Source organism: Streptomyces sp. NPDC048416, assembly GCF_043200435.1.
Classification (GTDB): domain Bacteria; phylum Actinomycetota; class Actinomycetes; order Streptomycetales; family Streptomycetaceae; genus Streptomyces.
In genome coordinates this window covers 83,105-102,905 of record NZ_JBICXU010000001.1, presented here as the reverse complement: position 1 = coordinate 102,905, position 19,801 = coordinate 83,105, and the positions used below count along the sequence as shown (strand labels likewise).

13 protein-coding genes are annotated in these 19,801 nt (G+C 70.7%); 9 read left to right on the top strand and 4 right to left on the bottom strand.

Features of this window, described 5'->3' with window-relative positions:
- The first annotated feature begins 441 nt into the window (after window positions 1–441).
- The 5 genes from rplU (at window position 442) to galE (ending at window position 5,311) form a co-directional block, all read left to right on the top strand.
- Window positions 442–762 carry a 50S ribosomal protein L21 gene (gene rplU, locus ACGFW5_RS00445; RefSeq protein WP_018846647.1) on the top strand — a complete coding sequence of 107 codons (321 nt, stop codon included), beginning with the start codon at window positions 442–444 and terminating at the stop codon, window positions 760–762.
- A gap of 14 nt (window positions 763–776) precedes the next feature.
- Window positions 777–1,031 (top strand): 50S ribosomal protein L27, encoded by a 255-nt coding sequence (gene rpmA / locus ACGFW5_RS00440; protein ID WP_267053230.1) that lies wholly within the window; start codon window positions 777–779, stop codon window positions 1,029–1,031.
- Window positions 1,032–1,175: 144 nt separating this feature from the next.
- Window positions 1,176–2,615 (top strand): GTPase ObgE, encoded by a 1,440-nt coding sequence (gene obgE / locus ACGFW5_RS00435; RefSeq protein ID WP_393831914.1) that lies wholly within the window; start codon window positions 1,176–1,178, stop codon window positions 2,613–2,615.
- A gap of 61 nt (window positions 2,616–2,676) precedes the next feature.
- On the top strand, window positions 2,677–4,314 hold the full coding sequence (locus ACGFW5_RS00430) for a glycosyltransferase family 2 protein (RefSeq protein ID WP_393831913.1): 1,638 nt from the start codon (window positions 2,677–2,679) through the stop codon (window positions 4,312–4,314).
- A gap of 16 nt (window positions 4,315–4,330) precedes the next feature.
- On the top strand, window positions 4,331–5,311 hold the full coding sequence (galE, locus tag ACGFW5_RS00425; protein ID WP_393831912.1) for a UDP-glucose 4-epimerase GalE: 981 nt from the start codon (window positions 4,331–4,333) through the stop codon (window positions 5,309–5,311).
- A 58-nt stretch (window positions 5,312–5,369) separates the two neighbouring features.
- On the opposite strand, the gene ACGFW5_RS00420 is transcribed toward galE, so the two are convergent.
- The 3 genes from ACGFW5_RS00420 to ACGFW5_RS00410 all read right to left on the bottom strand — a co-directional run bounded on the left by ACGFW5_RS00420 (window position 5,370) and on the right by ACGFW5_RS00410 (window position 11,530).
- The gene (locus ACGFW5_RS00420; RefSeq protein WP_393831911.1) at window positions 5,370–7,244 is read right to left on the bottom strand and encodes a glycosyltransferase family 2 protein; all 1,875 of its coding nucleotides are present in this window, start codon (window positions 7,242–7,244) and stop codon (window positions 5,370–5,372) included.
- Window positions 7,245–7,496: 252 nt separating this feature from the next.
- A complete protein-coding gene (locus ACGFW5_RS00415) occupies window positions 7,497–8,663 on the bottom strand; it encodes a glycosyltransferase (RefSeq protein WP_393831910.1) in 1,167 nt (388 codons plus the stop codon).
- Window positions 8,660–11,530, bottom strand: a complete 2,871-nt coding sequence (locus ACGFW5_RS00410) for a CDP-glycerol glycerophosphotransferase family protein (protein ID WP_393831909.1) — start codon at window positions 11,528–11,530, stop codon at window positions 8,660–8,662. The genes ACGFW5_RS00415 and ACGFW5_RS00410 overlap by 4 nt, the downstream gene beginning before the upstream one ends.
- 301 nt (window positions 11,531–11,831) lie before the next feature.
- Between ACGFW5_RS00410 and ACGFW5_RS00405 the strand changes: the two genes are divergently transcribed.
- The 3 genes from ACGFW5_RS00405 to ACGFW5_RS00395 are packed head-to-tail and all read left to right on the top strand — an operon-like array spanning window position 11,832 to window position 15,906.
- The gene (locus ACGFW5_RS00405; protein ID WP_393831908.1) at window positions 11,832–14,414 is read left to right on the top strand and encodes a YfhO family protein; all 2,583 of its coding nucleotides are present in this window, start codon (window positions 11,832–11,834) and stop codon (window positions 14,412–14,414) included.
- Window positions 14,415–14,416: 2 nt separating this feature from the next.
- Entirely contained in the window at window positions 14,417–15,478 is a 1,062-nt protein-coding gene (locus tag ACGFW5_RS00400; protein ID WP_393832336.1) for a glycosyltransferase family 2 protein, read from the top strand.
- On the top strand, window positions 15,478–15,906 hold the full coding sequence (locus ACGFW5_RS00395) for a GtrA family protein (RefSeq protein ID WP_393831907.1): 429 nt from the start codon (window positions 15,478–15,480) through the stop codon (window positions 15,904–15,906). The genes ACGFW5_RS00400 and ACGFW5_RS00395 overlap by 1 nt, the downstream gene beginning before the upstream one ends.
- Before the next feature lie 179 nt (window positions 15,907–16,085).
- On the opposite strand, the gene ACGFW5_RS00390 is transcribed toward ACGFW5_RS00395, so the two are convergent.
- Window positions 16,086–18,293, bottom strand: a complete 2,208-nt coding sequence (locus tag ACGFW5_RS00390) for a PIG-L family deacetylase (protein WP_393831906.1) — start codon at window positions 18,291–18,293, stop codon at window positions 16,086–16,088.
- Between the two features lie 307 nt (window positions 18,294–18,600).
- Between ACGFW5_RS00390 and proB the strand changes: the two genes are divergently transcribed.
- Window positions 18,601–19,728, top strand: a complete 1,128-nt coding sequence (proB, locus tag ACGFW5_RS00385) for a glutamate 5-kinase (RefSeq protein ID WP_393831905.1) — start codon at window positions 18,601–18,603, stop codon at window positions 19,726–19,728.
- Window positions 19,729–19,801: the final 73 nt, after the last annotated feature.

Genomic DNA, 19,801 nt, shown 5'->3' with positions numbered 1-19,801 from the left:
ATCGGCCGCCGCCGCTCAACCGGCGTACGGCCGACGGCTAACAGCCAACGGCTAACGGCTAAGGCTGACAACAGCAGCACAGCGCCGCACAGCCGCCCGGCCGCCGCCGCTCAACCGGCGTACGGCCCGCGGCAGTTGGCCGGCGTACGGCTCAGGAGCCCGCCCCCGGGACATCGGGGGCGGGCTCCGTCGTACGCCAGGGCGTGCACGTCACGGCGGAGCCGGGGCTTCCGTCCTGGCCGCGTGGTTTCGCCGCCGAGCAGTGCGGGTAATGACGCTGGTTTGACCCACCACGTCCGGCCCCGTAGCCTTGTCCTTCGGCGTGTTTATATACGCGCCTGCCCCTGAGCACCTCACCTCCCGGTTCGCCGGGGGAGGCCCCCTGCCTTCCGCGGGACGGCTGGCTTCAAGGGTTCCGTATCGAGCGAGAGAGAGATCCGCGTGTACGCCATCGTGCGCAGCGGTGGTCGCCAGCACAAGGTTGCTGTCGGCGACATCGTTGAGGTTGACAAGATTTCCACTGCCAAGGTTGGCGACACGGTCGAGCTCTCGACCCTGCTCGTTGTCGACGGCGACGCCGTGACCAGCGACCCGTGGGTCCTTGACGGCATCAAGGTCACCGCCGAGGTCGTGGACCACCACAAGGGTGCCAAGATCGACATCCTTCGGTACAAGAACAAGACCGGTTACCGCCGTCGCCAGGGCCACCGCCAGCAGTACACGGCGATCAAGGTCACCGGCATCCCCACGGCTGCGAAGTAAGGGACTGAGGAGACATGGCACACAAGAAGGGCGCATCGTCCACTCGGAACGGTCGCGACTCCAATGCTCAGCGGCTCGGCGTCAAGCGCTTCGGCGGTCAGACCGTCAACGCCGGTGAGATCCTGGTCCGCCAGCGCGGCACCCACTTCCACCCGGGTGCGGGCGTCGGTCGCGGTGGCGACGACACCCTGTTCGCGCTGCAGGCCGGTGCGGTGCAGTTCGGCACCCACCGTGGCCGCAAGGTCGTGAACATCGTTCCGGCTGCCTGATCACTTAGGCATCTGTAGAGCGATTTCAGCGGAGGCGGACCTCACTTCCCTTTCGGGAAGCGGGTCCGCCTTTCGCGTGTTACAGAATAGACATCCCCGTATCTTCCCCCGGTCCTTCGTCGGGGGCCCCAGGAGGCACATCCCATGACCACCTTCGTGGACCGCGTCGAGCTGCACGTCGCCGCGGGTAACGGGGGCCACGGCTGTGCCTCCGTCCACCGTGAGAAGTTCAAGCCGCTCGGTGGCCCGGACGGCGGAAACGGCGGCCGCGGCGGCGACGTGACCCTGGTCGTCGACCAGTCGGTGACGACCCTCCTCGACTACCACCACTCGCCGCACCGCAAGGCCACCAACGGCCAGCCCGGCGCCGGCGACAACCGTTCCGGCAAGGACGGCCAGGACCTGGTCCTGCCCGTGCCCGACGGCACCGTCGTCCTCGACAAGCAGGGCAATGTGCTCGCCGACCTGGTCGGCGAGGGCACCACCTTCGTCGCGGGCCAGGGCGGCCGCGGCGGCCTCGGCAACGCGGCGCTCGCCTCCGCCCGCCGCAAGGCCCCCGGCTTCGCGCTGCTCGGTGTGCCCGGCGAGTCGGCCGACATCGTCCTGGAGCTCAAGACCGTCGCCGACGTGGCCCTGGTGGGCTACCCGAGCGCCGGCAAGTCCTCGCTGATCTCGGTGCTCTCGGCCGCCAAGCCGAAGATCGCGGACTACCCGTTCACGACCCTCGTCCCCAACCTCGGTGTGGTGACAGCCGGTTCGACCGTCTACACCATCGCCGACGTCCCCGGCCTGATCCCCGGCGCCAGCCAGGGCAAGGGCCTCGGCCTTGAGTTCCTGCGGCACGTCGAGCGCTGCTCGGTGCTCGTGCACGTCCTGGACACCGCGACGCTGGAGTCCGACCGCGACCCCGTCTCCGACCTCGACATCATCGAGGAGGAGCTGAAGCAGTACGGCGGCCTCGACGACCGGCCGCGCATCGTGGTCCTCAACAAGATCGACATCCCGGACGGCCAGGACCTCGCCGACATGATCAGGCCAGAGCTCGAAGAGCGCGGCTACCAGGTCTTCGAGGTCTCCGCCGTCGCGCGTACGGGCCTGAAGGAGCTGTCCTTCGCGCTCGCCGGGATCATCGCCGAAGCACGCGCCGCCAAGCCGAAGGAGGAGGCGACCCGCATCGTCATCCGCCCCAAGGCCGTCGACGACGCGGGCTTCACCGTCACCTTCGACGAGGCGAACGAGGTCTACCGGGTGCGCGGCGAGAAGCCGGAGCGCTGGATCCGCCAGACCGACTTCAACAACGACGAGGCCGTGGGCTACCTGGCGGACCGCCTCAACCGCCTCGGCGTCGAGGAGGCCCTGATGAAGGCCGGTGCTCGTTCGGGTGACGGCGTGGCCATCGGCCCCGAGGAGAACGCGGTCGTCTTCGACTGGGAGCCGACCATGATGGCCGGCGCCGAAATGCTCGGCCGCCGTGGTGAGGACCACCGCCTGGAGGCCCCCCGACCGGCGGCGCAGCGTCGCCGGGACCGCGACGCCGAGCGCGACGAAGCCGACCAGGAGTTCAAGGAGTTCGGCCCGTTCTGATCGGCCACGGGGGCCCTTGGCCGCGGCCAGGGGCCTCAGCTCCCTCCCGTAGGATTCGCGGGTGACCCAGAGCCCCCCCACTCCGGACGGCGGTCGTCGCGGCGTCAGTGTCGTCGTCATCGCCTACAACGACGCCGAACTGGTCGCCGACGCCGTCCGTTCGGCCCTCGCCCAGGGTCCGGCCGTCTTCGAGGTCGTGGCCGTGGACGACTGCTCCCGCGACGGTACGGTCGCCGTCCTCGACCGGCTGGCCGCCGCCGAGCCCCGGGTGCGGGTGGTGCGCCGCACCGAGAACAGCGGCGGCTGCGGAACGCCCCGCAACGACGGGATCGCCGCCGCCACCGGCGAGTACGTCATGTTCCTCGACAGCGACGACGTACTGTCCCCCGGAGCCGTCCGTGCGCTGGTGGCCGCGGCCGACGAGCACCGGGCCGACGTGGCCGTGGGCCGTGTCGTACGCCGTGAACTTCCCGACCGGCACGACGTGCGCTGGCAGCCCGGCCTGTACCGCGAGGCGGCCGTGCACGCGTCGCCGGAAGCCGCCCCCGAGCTCCTGCACGACACGCTCTGTGTCAACAAGCTCTACCGACGCGACTTCCTGACGGCCCATCAACTCCGTTTCCCCGACGGCAAGTTCGTGTACGAGGACTTCGTCTTCACGTCCCGCGTGTACGCCGCGGCCCCCCGCGTCGCCGTCGTGCCCCAACTCGTCTACGTGTGGCACGTGCGCCGCGCCGCGAGCCATGTCTCCATCTCGCTGGCCCGCGAGGACATCGGCAACTGGCAGGCCAGGATCGCCGCCCACACCCGGTCCGTCGAGGCGTTCAGGGCCGCCGACCACAAGGGCCTCGCGGCCGCCTGCCGGACCAAGTTCATCGACTACGACCTGTGTCTGTACCTGCGCGAGCTGCGCGTGCGCGACGTCGGCTACCGCGCGGACTGGTGGCGGCTGACCCGCGACTACCTGGCCGGGTTCGAGCCCGCCGAGCTGGCCGCCGCCGCGGCGCCCGCCCGCTGGATCGCCCAGGTGGTGCTCGCCGCCGACACCCCCCGCGACCTGGAGCGCCTGGCTCAGCTCGCCGCCGACCCGGCCCGTCTGATCCCCCCGTACGCCACCGCGGCGACCGGCCCGGTGTGGGCGGACGACCTGGCGCGGGTGCCACTCGACGGGCTCGACGCGCTGCCCGCCCCACGGCTGCCGGTCACCGTCGACGCCACCCTCTACGCCGGCCGCCGCGGCCTCCTCAAGCTGCGCGTGCACGAGCTGTACGGGCGCCTCGCGGCCCTCGGCGCCCCGGCGCGCGCCGACGTCGAGTTCGTGCCGCGCGACGGCGAGGAGAGTGCCCTGACCGTGACCGCGCCGCTGCGCGCGGCCGAGGGCGGCTGGGGCGGCCAGGTCCTCGTACCGCTGGCCCGGCTGGCCGCGGCGGGCGGGCGCGGCACCCAGATCTGGGATTTGCGGGTCCGGCTGAACACCGTCACCGGAACGGGCCCGTGCACCACCTTGCGGGCCCGGCCCTCCGGGCTGCGGCGCACGGTGGTTCCCGCCAGCAGGTACGGTGTTCTGCTGGTGCAGCCGTACCGGACGTCGAGCGGATCGCTCGCGGTGCGGCTCGCGCCCGGAGTGCACGGGGCTCTCGGAGTCGTCGGCGCAAAGCTGCGCCGACTGATCCGGGCGGTCCGATCAAGGCGACGATGAGGACGTGGACGCGCATATGACTTTTCTGATCACTGGCGGCGCCGGATACATCGGTTCCCACGTCGTGCGGGCCATGACCGCGGCAGGGGAGCGCGTCGTCGTCCTCGACGACCTGTCCACGGGCGACGCGGCCAGGCTTGCGCAGGATGTGCCCCTGGTGGTCGGCTCCGTCCTGGACCGCGCGCTCCTCGACCGCACCTTCGCCGAGCACGAGATCAGCGGCGTGGTGCACCTCGCGGGCAAGAAGCAGGTCGGCGAGTCCGTCGAGATCCCGCTGCACTACTACCGGGAGAACGTGTTCGGCCTGACCGTGCTCCTTGAGGCGGTGGCCGCGGCGGGCGTGCGCACCTTCCTGTTCTCCTCCTCCGCCTCCGTGTACGGCATGCCGGACGTCGACCTCGTCACCGAGGAGACCCCGTGCCTGCCGATGAGCCCGTACGGCGAGACCAAACTCGCCGGTGAGTGGCTGGTACGCGCGGCCGGAAAGGCGCACGGCATCTCCACGGGCTGCCTGCGCTACTTCAACGTGGCCGGCACCGCCACCCCCGAACTCGCCGACACCGGCATCTTCAACCTCGTACCGATGGTGTTCGAGAAGCTGGAGGACGGGCAGCCGCCGCGCATCTTCGGCGACGACTACGCGACGCCCGACGGCACGTGCGTGCGTGACTACATCCACGTCGAGGACCTGGCCGACGCCCACCTGGCCGCGGCCCGCAAGCTCGCCGAGACCGCGCGGGACGGCGAGGTGGCCGACCTGACCGTCAACATCGGCCGTGGCGAAGGCGTTTCGGTGCGGGAGATGGTCGACCTGATCAACGAGATCAGCGGCCGCGGCATCGCCCCCGAGGTCCACCCGCGCCGCGCGGGCGACCCGGCGCGCGTCGTCGCCTCCGCCGACCGCATCGCCGCCGAGCTCGGCTGGAAGGCGCACCACGACGTGCGCTCCATGATCTCCTCGGCGTGGGCCGGCTGGCGCCACCACCGCGACGGCTGACCTGCCGACCGTACGCAGAGCGAAGGCCCCGCCGTTCGGCGGGGCCTTCGCCATGAGGTCACCGTCCGCGCAGCACCGCGGCCGCCCTGCGGCGCACCTGGCGCACCAGCGGCACCGGGACCGTCAGCCGCAGCGGCTCGCCCGCCGCGTCGGTCACCGCGAGATCCCTGCCGAACCCGCCCGCCGTGAGCCGCAGACGCAGCTCCCAGGTGCCCGGGGCGACCCCGTCGGCGACGGCCCGCGCCGAGATGCGGCCTTCGGCGCTCACCTCGGTGGGCGTGGGAGCGGTCAAGGTGCGCCGGCCCGAGACCAGAAGCAGCCGGGCCTCGCCCTGCCCGGGCGGCCAGCCCGGGACGGTGACACGCGCGGTGGCCTCGACCCGGCCGAGCCGGGCCCGCGTGACGCTGCCGCGAGCCGTGCTCGGGAGCAGCATCCGGGTGTCGCCGATGTCGAGGCCCAGGTGCTGGTGGGCGGCCGAGTGCAAGACGGCGGCGGCGGTGGGGCCCGCCGCGCCGCGGTCCAGGACACGGGGCTCAGGCGAGACGTCGTACGCGCTGTCCGCCGGGCGCGCGAGCCACGCCTGCCCGCTCAGCTCGCCGGCCGTCACGACGACCCGCATGCTCCATATGCCGTCGGGCAGCGGCCCGCCGTCGGCGGCCCGGCCGATGTCGACGCCGAGGGTGTACGTGCCGTCGTCGGCGGCCTCGGCCGGCACCCGGTAGAGGTGGCCCTGGCGGCTCAGCAGCACCTCGACCCGCCGGCCCGCCGGGTCGATCTCGCCGAGCCGGGCCGAGCCCGCGAGCCGCAGCACCGGCCCGTCCCAGGCGTAGGAGTCGATCCGCTGGATCAGGCGGACCCGGGAGGTGATGTCGTAGCAGGCATCCGGGATGGCCCGCCGCTCGTCACGGAAGTAGGGGTACGCGGCGTAGGCGCGGTCGCCCTCGACGTGGGCCGGGGCCAAGGTGCCCTCGGTGTCGGCGCGGACGATCTCGGTGAGCTCGTCCAGGAGGCCGTTGCGCACACAGTGCACCCGCAGGCGCAGCCGGGGCGGCAACGCCTCCATGATCCGGTCGGTGGTCCACTCGTCGAGCAGGACCCGCGCCGCGGCCGCGATCTCGCGGCGGCCCTGCTCGTCGCGGCCCAGGTACGGCTCGGCGAACACGCTGAGGACTTCACCGTGGAAGTGACGCTCCATCAGCTTGTCCCGTTCGCGGCCGGCCGGCACCAACTCGCCCAGGGTGCGCAGGATGTCGCCGACGAAGGCGAGCTGGTCGACCCAGTCGACGTCCTGGCGGCTGGCGTTGGTGCCGTCGCCGCGCCCCTCAAGGAAGTAGCAGTCGTGGTCGGCGACCACCGAGATCTTCTGGGCGTGCAGCACCGCGGGGACGGCGAAAGCCACGTCCTCGTTGAGCAGCCGGTGCTCGGCGAACCGCAGCCCGTGCTCCTCGATGAGCGAGCGGCGCCACAGCTTGTAGGGGGCCAGCGTCCAGTACACGGGGGACTCGTAGAGGTCGACCTCGGGGCTTGTGGTGCGCAATTCCACCGGCGCCGCCCGCCCGACGCCGACGATCCGGCCGTACACGACGTCCGACTTCTCCTGCTCGGCCATCGCCACCATCCGGCGCAGGGCGTCCCGGCCGAGGTAGTCGTCGGAGTCGAGGAAGAAGAGATACGTGCCGCGGGCCCGCTCGATGCCCACGTTGCGGGGCTTGCCCGCGCCGCCCGAAGCCTCCTGGCGGATCACCTGGACGTGGTCCCGGGTGCGCGCCCACGCGTCGAGCCAGTCGGCGCTGCCGTCCGACGAGCCGTCGTCGACCGCGATCACTTCGAGCTTGCGCCGCCCGATGGTCTGGGCGTCGACGGACCCCAGACAACGCTCCAGATATCGCAGGGTGTTGTGCACCGGGACGATCACGGTAACAACGGGGTCCATCGGCACACATCCTCGGCTGGGAGCACGACTGCGGGACGCCGGAGCCCCCTGCGCGCGGGGTTGCGGACGCTGACACAGCTTTTCTTTTTTATTGGACGACGTGTGGGGGACCCGTGTCAAAGGGGTGTGAGTACCCGGATTCCGGGGTTTTCACGCAGGTGGGAACGGCGAAGAGCCCCGGCACACCAGGTGCCGGGGCTCTTCGGACAGGGGGCGCGCACGCCGCGACACCACCGCGGGAAGCGGCCCGGCTCAGCGCTGGAGGAAGGTGAAAAGGTCCTCCCAGCGCCGGACGATCTCCTCGGTCCGGTAGCGCTGGATGTTCTCGCGGGCCGCCTCGCCGAGCCGGTCCCGCAGCTCCTGGTCCCCCAGCAGGGCGTCCAGGCGGCGCGCGAAGGCGAGCGTGTTGCCGGGAGGCGCCAGCAGACCGTCCTCGCCGTCCCGGATGATCTCGCGGATGCCGGGGGCGACGTCGAAGGCCACACACGGCACACCGGTCGCCATGGCCTCAAGGAGCGACAGCGGGAAGCCTTCGCCGCGCGAGGCGAGCGTGAAGACCGAACCGTCGCGCAGCGCGCCGGCCGGGTCGTCGGTGCGGCCCATCCACTCCACCGAACCGTCGAGACCGAGCTCCGTGCACTGGCGGCGCAGCGCCTGCTCGTCGGAGCCCGAGCCGTACACCCGCAGCGTCCAGCCAGGATGCAGCGGGGCCACCTCCGACCAGGCGTCCAGGAGCAGGTCGGTGCCCTTCTCCTCGTGGAGGCGGCCGATGCTCACCACGTGCTTGCCGGTGCGCCGGGACGGCGAATCGGGGAAGAACGGCAGCGGGTTCGGCATGAAGTCGACGTTGTCGAGCCTGTGCTGGGCCCACAGGTCGGCGTCCTCGCGGGTCAGCGCGAGCAGCCGGTCGACACCCCGGTAGTACCGCTTGACCCGGCCGAACCGGGAGGACCTGCGGCACGTCTCGAACGACTCGTGCGTCATGCCGATGACGGTGACCGAAGAGGTGTCGGCGAGCGCCACCCACTCCATCGCCCACACCTGCGTCACGATGACGACCGCGCCCGGCCGCGCCGCGCCGAACATCCGGGTCAGCTTGGCGGCCTGCTCGTGCATGCCCGCGGCGCGGGCGGCCCGGCGGCGGCGCTCGGCCACGTTCAGCTTGCCCTTGATGCCGCGCGGCCCGGGCACCGACGGCGGGTGGACGTCGTACAGCGTCGTCGTCCCGTACGGCAGGTCGTCGCCCAGCGCGAAGGGGTGCGAGGGCGGCGTGATGCCCACGATGTGCACCCGGTTGCCGCCGGCCGCGAACAGCCGGGCCATCTGGTGCGACCAGGTCGCAACGCCGCCCAGCTCGTTGACGGCGTTGGAGACGAAGAAGATGTCACGGCCGCCGTCCTTGGCGGACTGCTCGCTCACTTGCCGCTCCCGGAGGTGAAGAACTTGGCGACGATCTGCTCGGCCGCGCTTCCCTGGTCGTACTCGCCGAACTCCGCGGCGAACCGCTGCCGCGCCCCGGCGTACTCGCCGTCGGCCGCCTTCAGCGACTCCACCGCCGCGAACAGCTCGCCCTCGGTCGCCACGATCGGACCCGGCGCCTTGTCCCGCAGATCGAAGTACGTGCCACGGCTTTCGTCCGCGTACTCGTCGTAGTCGTACGCGAAGAAGACCATCGGACGGTCCAGGAGCGTGTAGTCGAACATCAGCGACGAGTAGTCGGTGATCAGGGCGTCGGCCAGGACGAGCAGCGGCGAGATGTCATAGCCGCTGGACACGTCGATCACCTTGCCGCGCACCGACGGCGGCAGCACGACCTGGTTGAGGTAGTGCGAGCGGATCAGCAGCGTGTACTCGTCACCGAAGCGCTCCGCGAACGCCTCGACGTCGAAGGGCAGCTCGAAGGCGCGGACCGAGCCCTGCGGGGTCGCCCGGAACGTCGGCGCGTACAGCAGGACCTTCTTGGACGGGTCGATCTTCAGCTCGCCGGCGAGCGGGCCGCGCTCGCGCGAGCCGGAAGCCGCCTCCGCCCGGCGGGCCCGCACGAGCTCGTCATTGCGCGGGTAACCGGTGCGCAGCAGCCGCTCCTCACGCAGCCGGAAGCCACGGGCCAGGGTGCGCACATCGTGCTCGGAGCGGACCAGGAAGTGGTCGAAGCGGTCCAGGCCCTTTTGGTGCCGCTCCCGCTCGGGACGGCCCAGCACCTTCATCTGCGGCAGGTCGAAGCCCATCCGCTTGAGCGCGCTGCCGTGCCAGGTCTGGATGTACGTCGTGCCCGACCGCTTGGCGAGCGACGCGGGGAAGCCCTGGTTGTCGATCCAGAACTCGGCCTGCGCCAGCGCCCGCAGATACGCGTAACTCCACCGCTTGACCAGCGTGGCATCCGTGGGAAAGCCCGTGGGCTTGGCGCCCTCGTAGGACCAGACGGCCTCGAAGTCCACGCCCTGACGGCGCATCTCGTCATAGATCGCCTTCGGGCTGTCGCTGAACTGCTTGCCCATGTGGCTCTCGAACACCACCAGACCCTTGCGGATGGGCAGCTTGCACAGCACCTCGTCGTACACCCGGACCTTGGTGGCGCCCGAACTGAGGTCCTTCTTCGCCCGGCGGGCCTTGCGCAGCCCCTTCTTGGCGACGCCCGCGGCCCTGCTGCGCAGCGCCTCCTCGATCAGCCCCTGCGCGCGCACCGCGGCCGCGCCCCGCGCCGTCAGGACGTAGGAGAGGTTGCCCTTCTTGGAGACCGACGGCTCGATGCGGTCGGAGACCAGCCGGGTCAGCCGGGGGCGCACATGGAGCGGGTGTCCGGAGTTCACGTCGATGCTGCCCGCCGAGACGCGGGTCGCGACCGCGTCGCCGTCGATGTCCAGGTTCAGCCAGACGTCCCAGACCACGTCGATGATGCCCAGCGGACGCAGCTTGCGGGCGATGTCCGCCTCCGCCTTCCAGTCCAGGGTGCGCCCCTCGTGGGTCAGCGAGGTGAGCGGGAAGTGGAAGGACTGAAGGCTGGTGCGGCGGGCCCGGAACTCCAGGGAGCCGCGCAGCTCGGCACTCGGCCTGACGCGGCCCAGCGGGTTCACCACCGAGCCGCCGAGCCGCACCTTGCCGCGCCCGTCGTCGGCGTAGGAGGTGAGGCGGTTGCCCAGGGACAGCTTGGTCAGGGGGCGGGTGTGGTAGCCGGCGTCGGTGACGTCGAGGATGCGGGCGCCGTCCGGATCGTCCAGGTGCTCGGCGCACCAATAGACACGGCCGTTCTTCTCCACCAGCGGCGTTGTGACCTTGCCCGGGCTGATGAGGGCGTCCGCCGCCGGCATCAGATTCTTCCAGTCCTCCTGGCCCAGCAGATACGCGCAGATCGCCTGGATGGGCTTGACCTCGGCGTACGCCTGCGGAGAGATCGTCGCCAGATAACTGTTGGCGAGCTCGGCGAACTCGTGCCGGTACTCGTTGTCGAGCAGCGGCAGATCGCGCAGATGAAGGACGAGGTCGTGCTTGAGGAACTTGACGTCCTTGCGGAACTTGAGGTCGTCGTAGCCCTTGGATTCCAGCAGGTCGTCGACGCGCCGGTGGATCTCCATGCGGTGCACGAAGTTGGCGATCTCATGGCGCCGGTTGCTGATCGACTTCGCCGAGGAGTTCTCCACGACGTTCCAGAAGTACACATGGTTGGGGATCAGCGTGATCCGCTCGGCCGCGACATAGGCCTGCGCGGAGAACAGCAGGTCCTCGTAGTGGATGCCGACCGGGAAGGACAACCCCTGCTCCAGCAGGAACGCGCGCCGGTAGCACTTGTTCGTGGACAGGGTGTCGAAGACCAGCAGGTCCGGCATCTCGGTGATCGATTCGAGCGTCCGGGTCGCCGAGTAGATCCACGGATACCACTCGACGGTCTTGCCGTGACGGCTGTCGACGTACACGCGGACGCACATCCCGGAGACGAGGTCGGCGCCGGTGCGCTCGGCCGCGGCGACCATGTTCCGGCAGGCGTTCCGTTCCAGGACGTCGTCGCTGTCGAGGAATATCACGTACGTACCGAGCGCCTCGGAGATCCCGTGGTTGCGCGGTGCCCCGCAGCCGCCGCTGTTCTGCGGCAGCTGGAATGCCCGGACCCGTCCCGGATTGGCGGCCTGGAGCTCCTGCGCGACCTCGAAGGAGCGGTCCTTGCTGCAATCGTCGACGATCAGGACCTCGACGCTCTTGTGGGTCTGGTCCAACACGGACTGGACGGCCGTCGGCAGTCGATCCTCATCGTTGTAGACGATGACGATCACGGAGACGTCTGGCACTGGCACCTCAATCCATTTGCGCTTCTGGCAGGCGGCCCAACGCTACCTGGTGTGCGGGGCCCGCCAGGCAGCCGCCCGCCGGGGTGACCGCCCGTTCCGGACACGTCGCATTCGCACATGCGCACGGTCCTTTACGCAACTGTGAGGAGCGTGTGGGCAACCGGTGGCGCGCCGTGTGCATCTCCCGACAAGGGGGATGCCAGGGCACGCGCCCATCGGAAACGTCATACTTCTCCTCGAAGCCATCGCCGCCACGGCAGGACGCTGCGGGCGAAGCAGACACACGGCGAACGAACGAGAAGGCACGGTGCTGAAAACCTCCCCCGCGGGACCGGCGACCACCCAACGATCCGGCCGCCCCCGCAGGAAGCTCCCCGGGACCCAGACGGTCGCGGCGACCCTGTCGGCCGTGCTCTCCATGGCCGCCTACTGCCTGGCGACGGCCGTCCACGGCACCTATCCCTTCGGATCGCGCTCCCGCGCCGTCAACGACCTCGGCAACCAGTTCGTACCCTTCCACGCGCACCTGTGGGACCTGCTGCGCGGGAACACCTCCTCAGACCTCGTCTTCAACTGGAGCAGCGGCTTCGGCGTCCCCTTCCTCGGGGACTTCTTCACCTACCTGATGAACCCGTTCTCCTGGATCGTCGGGTTCTTCCCGCGCGACCAGGTGGAGCTGCCGGTCTTCCTGGTCACGCTGCTCAGCGTCGGCCTCGCCGCGTTCCTCATGACCGTCCTGCTCGGCCGCCTGCGCCCCGGCTCGCCCTGGCTGCGCGCCCTGCTCTCGGTCGGCTACGCGGTCAGCGCCTGGATGATCTCCGACGGATTCTCCGACCCCATGTGGATGTGGGGCCTCGCCGCCTTCCCCCTGCTCGGCATCGCATCCGACTGGTGCCTGCGCGGACGCCACTGGATCCTCGCCACCCTCCTCGTCTTCGCGTCCTGGGCCGGCAACTTCTACATCGCCGCGATGGCCACCATCGGCATGGGTCTGGTCTTCGCGGTCCGCCTCGTCCTGGAGGACACCCCCGCCCGGCAGCGCCTGAACGCCCTGGCGCGGGCCGCCGCCATGACCGCCACCGGCATCGCGCTCGCCGCGCCCGTCCTGACCGTCGGCCTCAAAGCGAGCAAACTCTCCCAGCCCGCGCCCGACGCCACCTACGCCGGGCCCCCCGACGCCACCGACTACCTGGCCCACCTGCTGCCCGGCGGACTCCTCGCACCCGCCCCCCAGGTCTCGGTCGGCATCCTGCCGCTGCTCCTCGTCCTCACCCTCCCCTTCGTCCGGCGGGTGCCCGCCAAGGAGCGCATCGCCTGGTGCGTCCTGCTCGTCCTCGTCGCGCTCTCCTACATCTGGACGCCGACGATCCTGCTCTGGCACGGCCTCGCCATGCCCAACGGCAGCCCCTACCGCGCCTCCATCGCGCTCACCGCGATGCTCGTGATCGTCGCCTGGATGGCACTGGCCCGCCGCCCGCGCCCCAGAGAACTTCTGTACGGGGCCGCGGTGACCGCCGTGGTGGTGGCACTCGGCGCCCGCAGCCTCTACATGGCGCGGGCCACCTGGATCCTCACCATCGGCGGCGGACTGCTCGTCCTGGTGCTGCTCCTGCTGCTGCACCGCCACCGCGGCGAGCGCGGGCCGCGCGCCGCGCTCACCGGCGTGCTCGCCTGCACCGTGTTCCTCTCCACCGCGTACACCGTCTTCTCGGTCACCGTGATCCGCGACAGCAGCGCCTGGTGGAGCCCGAAGCGGACCCTGGACGCACACTCCCGCGCCGCCCACGACGCCGTCCGCGCCCACGACGACTGGCCCGCCACGCGCAGCGACCCGGGCCCCCACGAGTTCGCCAACAACGACCCGCTGCTGCTCGGCGGCGAAGGCGGCTCGTACTACAGCAGCTACGTCCCGGCCAAGACCGCCGCCACGCTGCACGGGCTCGGCGCCGGCTGGTACATCCAGGGCCGCCACACCCTGAGCTTCACCGACCCGGTCGGCCGCGCCATCATGGGCGTCAGCAGCTACCTCGACTGGGCCAAGAACACCGACGGGTTCACCCGGAAAACCGTGGCGGCCCCGCCCGTGGTCACCCTGCGCCCCGGCACCGCAACCGACGCCCACACCCACGACGCCTCGCTCTTCGCCCGCCAGGAGCGGGTACTGGGCTCCTCCGTCTACGACGTACCCGCGCTCATCCCGGCCGGCGGCCCCGCACCCGCCACCCGGCCCGGCGGCGACTGGCACCTGAGCGGCAACGCCACGGGCGACAAGTGGACGACGTTCAGCGCCCGTTGCACCCCCGGCACCCAGGCCTTCTGGTACGCGCCCTGGTACGCCGGCAGCATCCAGGCGCTCGGATCCACCAGCGAACAGCACGGCCGCGCCACCATGACGAGCAACACCCTGCTCCCGCTCGGCACCGTCCCGGCCGGCGGCACGTTCACCGTCGCGTTGGGCACCCACAAGGTGCAGGACATCCCGAAGTTCCCGGTCGGGTGCCTGGACCGTGGCAAGCTCGGAGCCGCCGTGCAGAAGCTCAAAGCCACGGCCCCCCTGGAGGTCACGGCCGGCGGACACTCGATCGCCGCCACCTTCCGCAAGGGCACCACCGGCACCGCCGTCATCTCCACGCCCGCCGTCACCGGCTGGCAGTGCTCGGTCGACGGCGGCGCCGCGCGGGCCCCCGCTACCCTGGGCGGGCTGATGGCCGTGAGTCTCGGTGACGGTGGATCCCGGGTCTCGTGCTCGTACGGGACCCCCGGGCTCAAACCCGGGCTCCTCGCGAGCGGCCTGGCGCTGGTGGCCCTGCTCGCCGTGGGGGCCGGCGGCGTGATCCGCACCCGGTCCTCCCGTCGCTCCTCCACCACTTCCCCCCATGGAAAGCACTGATGATGAAGCTGTCGGTCGTCGTCCCCTGTTACAACGAAGACGCGGTCATCGACCAGTTCGACGCCAAGACCCGCAGCGTGCTCGACACCCTCAGCATCGAGTACGAGATCTGCTACGTGGACGACGGCAGCCGCGACAACACCCTCATCCATCTGCGCGCCCTGGCCGAAAAGCACCCCGACGCCACCCGCTACGTCTCCTTCAGCCGCAACTTCGGCAAGGAGGCCGGCATGCTCGCCGGACTGCGCCAGGCCACCGGCGACGCCGTCGTCATCATGGACGCCGACCTCCAGCACCCGCCCGAGCTCATCGAGCGGATGATCGACCTCTACCAGCTCGGCCACGACCAGATCATCGCCCGCCGCACCCGCGAAGGCGACAAGAAGGTCCGCTCCGCGCTGAGCAGCATCTACTACCGCGCGGTCAACCGGTGGGTGGACGTCGAACTCACCGACGGCGTGGGCGACTTCCGCATGCTGTCGCGGTCCGCCGTCGACGCGCTGCTCTCGCTCGGCGAGTACAACCGCTTCTCCAAGGGCCTGTTCTCCTGGATCGGCTTCGACACCGTCCACTTCGACTACCAGAACGCCCAGCGCGAAGCCGGCGAGACCAAGTGGAAGTTCGGCTCCCTGCTGAACTACGGCATGGACGGCCTGATCTCCTTCAACAACCGGCCGCTGCGCATCGCGATCTGGGTCGGACTCCTGCTCGCGGGCATCGGCGCCGCCTACGCCCTGTGGATCATCGTCGCCGCCATCGCCTACGGCGTCAGCACCCCCGGCTATGTCACCCTCGTCGCGATCATCGTCGGGCTCGGCGGCGTGCAGATGGTGATGCTGGGCCTGATCGGCGAGTACATCGGCCGCATCTACTACGAGACCAAGCGCCGCCCGCACTTCCTGGTCAAGGAGGCACACGGCTTCCCCGGCGAGCCCGAGGGCGTCCAGCGACGGGCGCCCGGACGGGAAGCATCGCGCGGTTCCTCACGTGACGCGCTGCGCGAGCCGTTGCGCGAGCCGCTGCGTGGATCGCTGAGCGACGACCGGACGGACAAGGTGGTCTGATGTCCGGTCAGCTCCAGCAGGTGATCCGGTTCGGCTTCGTCGGCGCCGTCAACACCTGCACCTTCTACGCCTTCTACTGGCCGCTGCTCCACCTCGCACAGTTGCCGTACTTCGTCGCGTACACCATCGGCTTCCTGCTCAGCATGGTCGGCTCGTTCTTCCTGAACACCTACTTCACCTACCGCACCACGCCGACCTGGAAGAAGTTCCTGCTCTTCCCGCTCACCAACGTCACCAACTTCGTGGTGCAGAGCGCCGGGCTCTTCGCGCTGGTGCACTGGGTCGGCATGAACAAGACGATCGCCCCGCTGGCCGCCGCCGTGGTGGCGATCCCGTTCACCTATGTGCTGTCCCGTCGGATTCTGGTGCCCCGCCACCAAGAGAGGGACGAGCCCGAAACCGCCGCGCCGAAAATCCCGGTGAAGTAGCGGACGCACGGCACCTGCCGAGGACCGCGGTGAAGTGGCGGACCCTTCGGGCCCTTTGCGGGCCCTTACGGCGCCCGCCACGCGAAGGGGGCGGACACCGATCGGTACCCGCCCCCTTCACGTGCCCGCCCCCTTCACGTGCCCGCCCCTTCGCGGGCCCGCCCCTCTTCGCGTGCCCGCTAGACGCGGTTGCCCTCGCTCTCGTGCGCCGCCGCCGACCACTCGCCGAAACGGGCGCCCGGCCTGCTCTGGCGGGCGGTGTACAACCGGCCGTCCGTGCCGAGCGCCGCGACCACCCCGCGGCCCGCCGAGTCCTGCGCCAGGCCCGGTATCCCCACGAACTGCATCCCCGGCACCTCCCAGCCGTCCGGCCCCGTCGACTCGTGCGAGGACAGGACCACCCGGCCCTGGTCGTCCCTCGCCGCCACGACCAGCGGCGCACCGTGCCCGGTGAGCCGGGCCACCGCGACCCGGCCGTAACCGCCCACCGGGGCACGCCGCGCCACCTTCCACGGACCCGACCCGCCCGCGGGGGAACCGAAGGTCACCTGGGCGGTGCCCGCCTGGCGGTACGCCACGCACACGCCGCCCTTGCCGTCCGCGACAAGACTCACCGCGCTGCCCGACGGCGTCAGACCCGTCGGCTCCGACAACTCCGGCAGCCCGCCCGGCGCCGCAGACACCCAGTGCAGCACCGTTTTGGCAATCGGCGCCGCCACATGGAGCCGGCCCGACGCATCGACCAGCGCGTCGACGCCCTCCACCACCAGCGGATGCGGCGGCGGCTTGCCCGCCGGATGGTCCAGGAGCCGCCAGGGCCCCCAGCCCTGGCCGTCCCGGCCACTGCGCAGAGCGATGTCACCGGCCCAGTTCCGCGCCAGGACGTGCACCGTGCCGTCCGGGGCGACCGCGGCCACCGGATAGCCCGTCTCCAAGGTCTTGTCGGGCAGCGTGTCCGGCGCCCCCAACGACGTCCAGGCACCGAACGTCGGCACCCCGTCGGCGCCGATCCCGCTCTGGCGGACACACACCAGCTCCCTGTGGTGCTTGTGCCCGCCGAACGGCAGAACCGTACGCGCCGCGAACAGCTGAAGCGTTCCGTCTTGCAGGCGCACGACCTCCACCTGCGGATCCAGCGGACCACCTGCACTGCCCACCGCGTCGAACGGCCCCACCCACGGGCCCTTGCCCGCCGCCTGCTCCACCCAGCAGCGCACCGCCCCGTTCAGCACCGCGAACGCCGCGAGCCGGCCGTCCTTGAGCGGCGCGACCCAGCGCGACGTGCCCGGCGTGCGCGTACGGGTGCCGCGCGCCCAGCCGGCCCCGCCGCCCTTCAGGCCATTGCCCCCCACCTTCAAATCGCCACAACCCGCCGGATCACCGCAGTCGCGATGGTCCACCCAGCCGTACGCGTTCAGAAGCTGCGAGGTACGCCGCGTGGTCGCCGCGTCCAGGGACGGCGGCGTGTAGTTCGTGGGATAACCGACGTAGTTGGACACGGACGCGGCACGCCGCGTGCCCGCGCCCCAGTACCGCTCCATGGCCGCCTGCATGAACCGGGCCGACGAGGTGTGGTCCTGATGGTCCAGATAGCTCAGACCGCGCAATATCGTCGGCGCGCTCATCATCGCCACCGTCTCCCGCGGCGCGTGCATCGGCGTGGGATCCAGCGTCCGTATCACCGTCGGATCGACCCGCGCAATCACCGCCGCCAGGGCATCGATGATCTGGTCACGCGTGTAGGCGCGCGGCATCCCCACCGTGCTGCCCGTGCCCGGCAGCGTCGGCAGCTCCTTGATCGCACCCAGCCACAGACCCCGCATGCTCACCGGACGCGGCACGCTCACATAACGCGCCTCGCACAGCCCCATGTAGATCAACTGCACATGCGGAGCAGCCTGCAAATAGTGCAGCTCGGAACGGAACCCGGGCAGCAACTCCACCGGCTCCACCGTCCACGGACTGTTGTCATCACCCGTCGCCATCAGGGCATTGGCCGCGCGCAGCCCGTTTATCCGCGCCCGCGCGAACCCGGGACGGTCCGTCCGCGCCGTCTTGAACTGCGGGGACTTGCCCGGCAGGTTGCGGCCGTCCGACTCGCCACTGGTCATGCACACCGTCACCGAAAGAGCGCCGCTGCGAATCGACTGCTCCAGATCCGGATTCATGAAGTAGATGCTGTCGTCCGCATGCGCGATCACATGCAGATACGCCTGATCGGCCGCGTCCGAGGCGGGTTTGCCCGTCGTGGTCCCCGCGGAAGACCCCTGCGCCCCCGATCCGCCGCGTGGCGCGAGCCACCGCCATCCGCCATACGCGAGTGGCGCCGCCACGAGGCCGCCCCCGGCGACCCGCAGCAGACGTCGACGAGGTGGTGACGACGGCATCCGGCACGCTCCTTGTTGCATCCATGTGCCCCACGTCCCCCGGGGAGCCCGCCATGGAGTTGTTCGAACCAGTCATCAAAAGGGAGGGGGCGGCGGCGCCAGAGGTTTCACCTCTGACCCGAAATTTGCCTCGACGGCATATAGCCGCACGGTATGGCCATGTGGGCTTCACCACCCCGACGCATCACAGGTTCCGTACTTTTCGCGTTTTTTCGAGCTTAAAGACCCTCCGTCCGATCCCGGGGAGGCTGTCCGCCGACTGGGACTTCCAAGCGCCACCCGGCCCCCCTGGCATAGATTTCACCGTGTGACAGTGGCAAGGCAGCAGGTGGCACAGGCCCGCCGCATCGTAGTCAAGATCGGTTCCTCCTCACTCACCACCGCGTCCGGCGGCCTCGACGCGGACCGGGTCGACGCCCTGGTCGACGTGCTCGCCAAGGCGCGCGGCGGCGGCGAGAAGGACATCGTCCTCGTCTCGTCCGGCGCCATCGCCGCCGGCCTCGCCCCCCTCGGACTGCGCCGCCGCCCCAAGGACCTCGCCCGCCAGCAGGCCGCCGCCAGCGTCGGCCAAGGCCTCCTCGTCGCCCGCTACACCGCCTCCTTCGCCCGCTACGGCGTACGCGTCGGACAGGTCCTGCTCACCACCGACGACACCAGCCGCCGCGCCCACTACCGCAACGCCTACCGCACCCTGGACCAGCTCCTGGCCATGGGCGCGCTGCCCGTCGTCAACGAGAACGACACCGTCGCCACCGACGAGATCCGCTTCGGCGACAACGACCGCCTCGCCGCCCTCGTCGCCCACCTCGTACGCGCCGATCTGCTGATCCTGCTCTCCGACGTCGACGGCCTCTACGACGGCGACCCCGCCAAGCCCGGCACCACCCGCATCGACGAAGTGCGCGGCCCCGACGACATCGCCCACGTCCAGATCGGCAGCGCGGGCAAGGCAGGAGTCGGCACCGGCGGCATGGTCACCAAGGTCGAGGCCGCCCGGATCGCCGCCGCCGCCGGCATCCCCGTTGTCCTCACCTCCGCGAGCCGCGCCGCCGACGCGCTGGCCGGCCGCGCCACCGGCACCCACTTCCACCGCACCGGACGCCGCTCCGCCGACCGGCTCCTGTGGCTCGCCCACGCCTCCACCCCGCAAGGCGCCCTCATCCTCGACGACGGAGCCGTACGCGCCATCGTCGACGGCCACAAATCCCTGCTCCCCGCCGGAATCGCCGCCGTCGAGGGCGAGTTCGCCGCAGGCGACCCCGTCGAACTGCGCGACCTGAAAGGCCGGGCCGTCGCCCGCGGCCTCGTCACCTTCGACGCCAAGGAGATCCCCCAACTCCTCGGCCGCTCCACCCACGACCTCGCGCGCGAACTCGGCCCCGGCTACGAGCGCGAAGTCGTACACAGGGACGATCTGGTCGTCCTCCACCCCTGAAACGGCTGAAAGTCCAGCCATAAGACAGACACCTTCAGGAAAACCGCCCCGCGCCCGGCCTCGGGCTGGTCAA

Excerpts from the sequence above, each read along its gene's own strand:
- galE (WP_393831912.1), top strand. The coding sequence starts at position 4,331 with ATGACTTTTCTGATCACTGGCGGCGCCGGATACATCGGTTCCCACGTC.
- ACGFW5_RS00420 (WP_393831911.1), bottom strand. The coding sequence starts at position 7,244 with ATGGACCCCGTTGTTACCGTGATCGTCCCGGTGCACAACACCCTGCGA.
- ACGFW5_RS00390 (WP_393831906.1), bottom strand. The coding sequence starts at position 18,293 with ATGCCGTCGTCACCACCTCGTCGACGTCTGCTGCGGGTCGCCGGGGGC.
- ACGFW5_RS00400 (WP_393832336.1), top strand. The coding sequence starts at position 14,417 with ATGAAGCTGTCGGTCGTCGTCCCCTGTTACAACGAAGACGCGGTCATC.
- rpmA (WP_267053230.1), top strand. The coding sequence starts at position 777 with ATGGCACACAAGAAGGGCGCATCGTCCACTCGGAACGGTCGCGACTCC.
- ACGFW5_RS00395 (WP_393831907.1), top strand. The coding sequence starts at position 15,478 with ATGTCCGGTCAGCTCCAGCAGGTGATCCGGTTCGGCTTCGTCGGCGCC.
- obgE (WP_393831914.1), top strand. The coding sequence starts at position 1,176 with ATGACCACCTTCGTGGACCGCGTCGAGCTGCACGTCGCCGCGGGTAAC.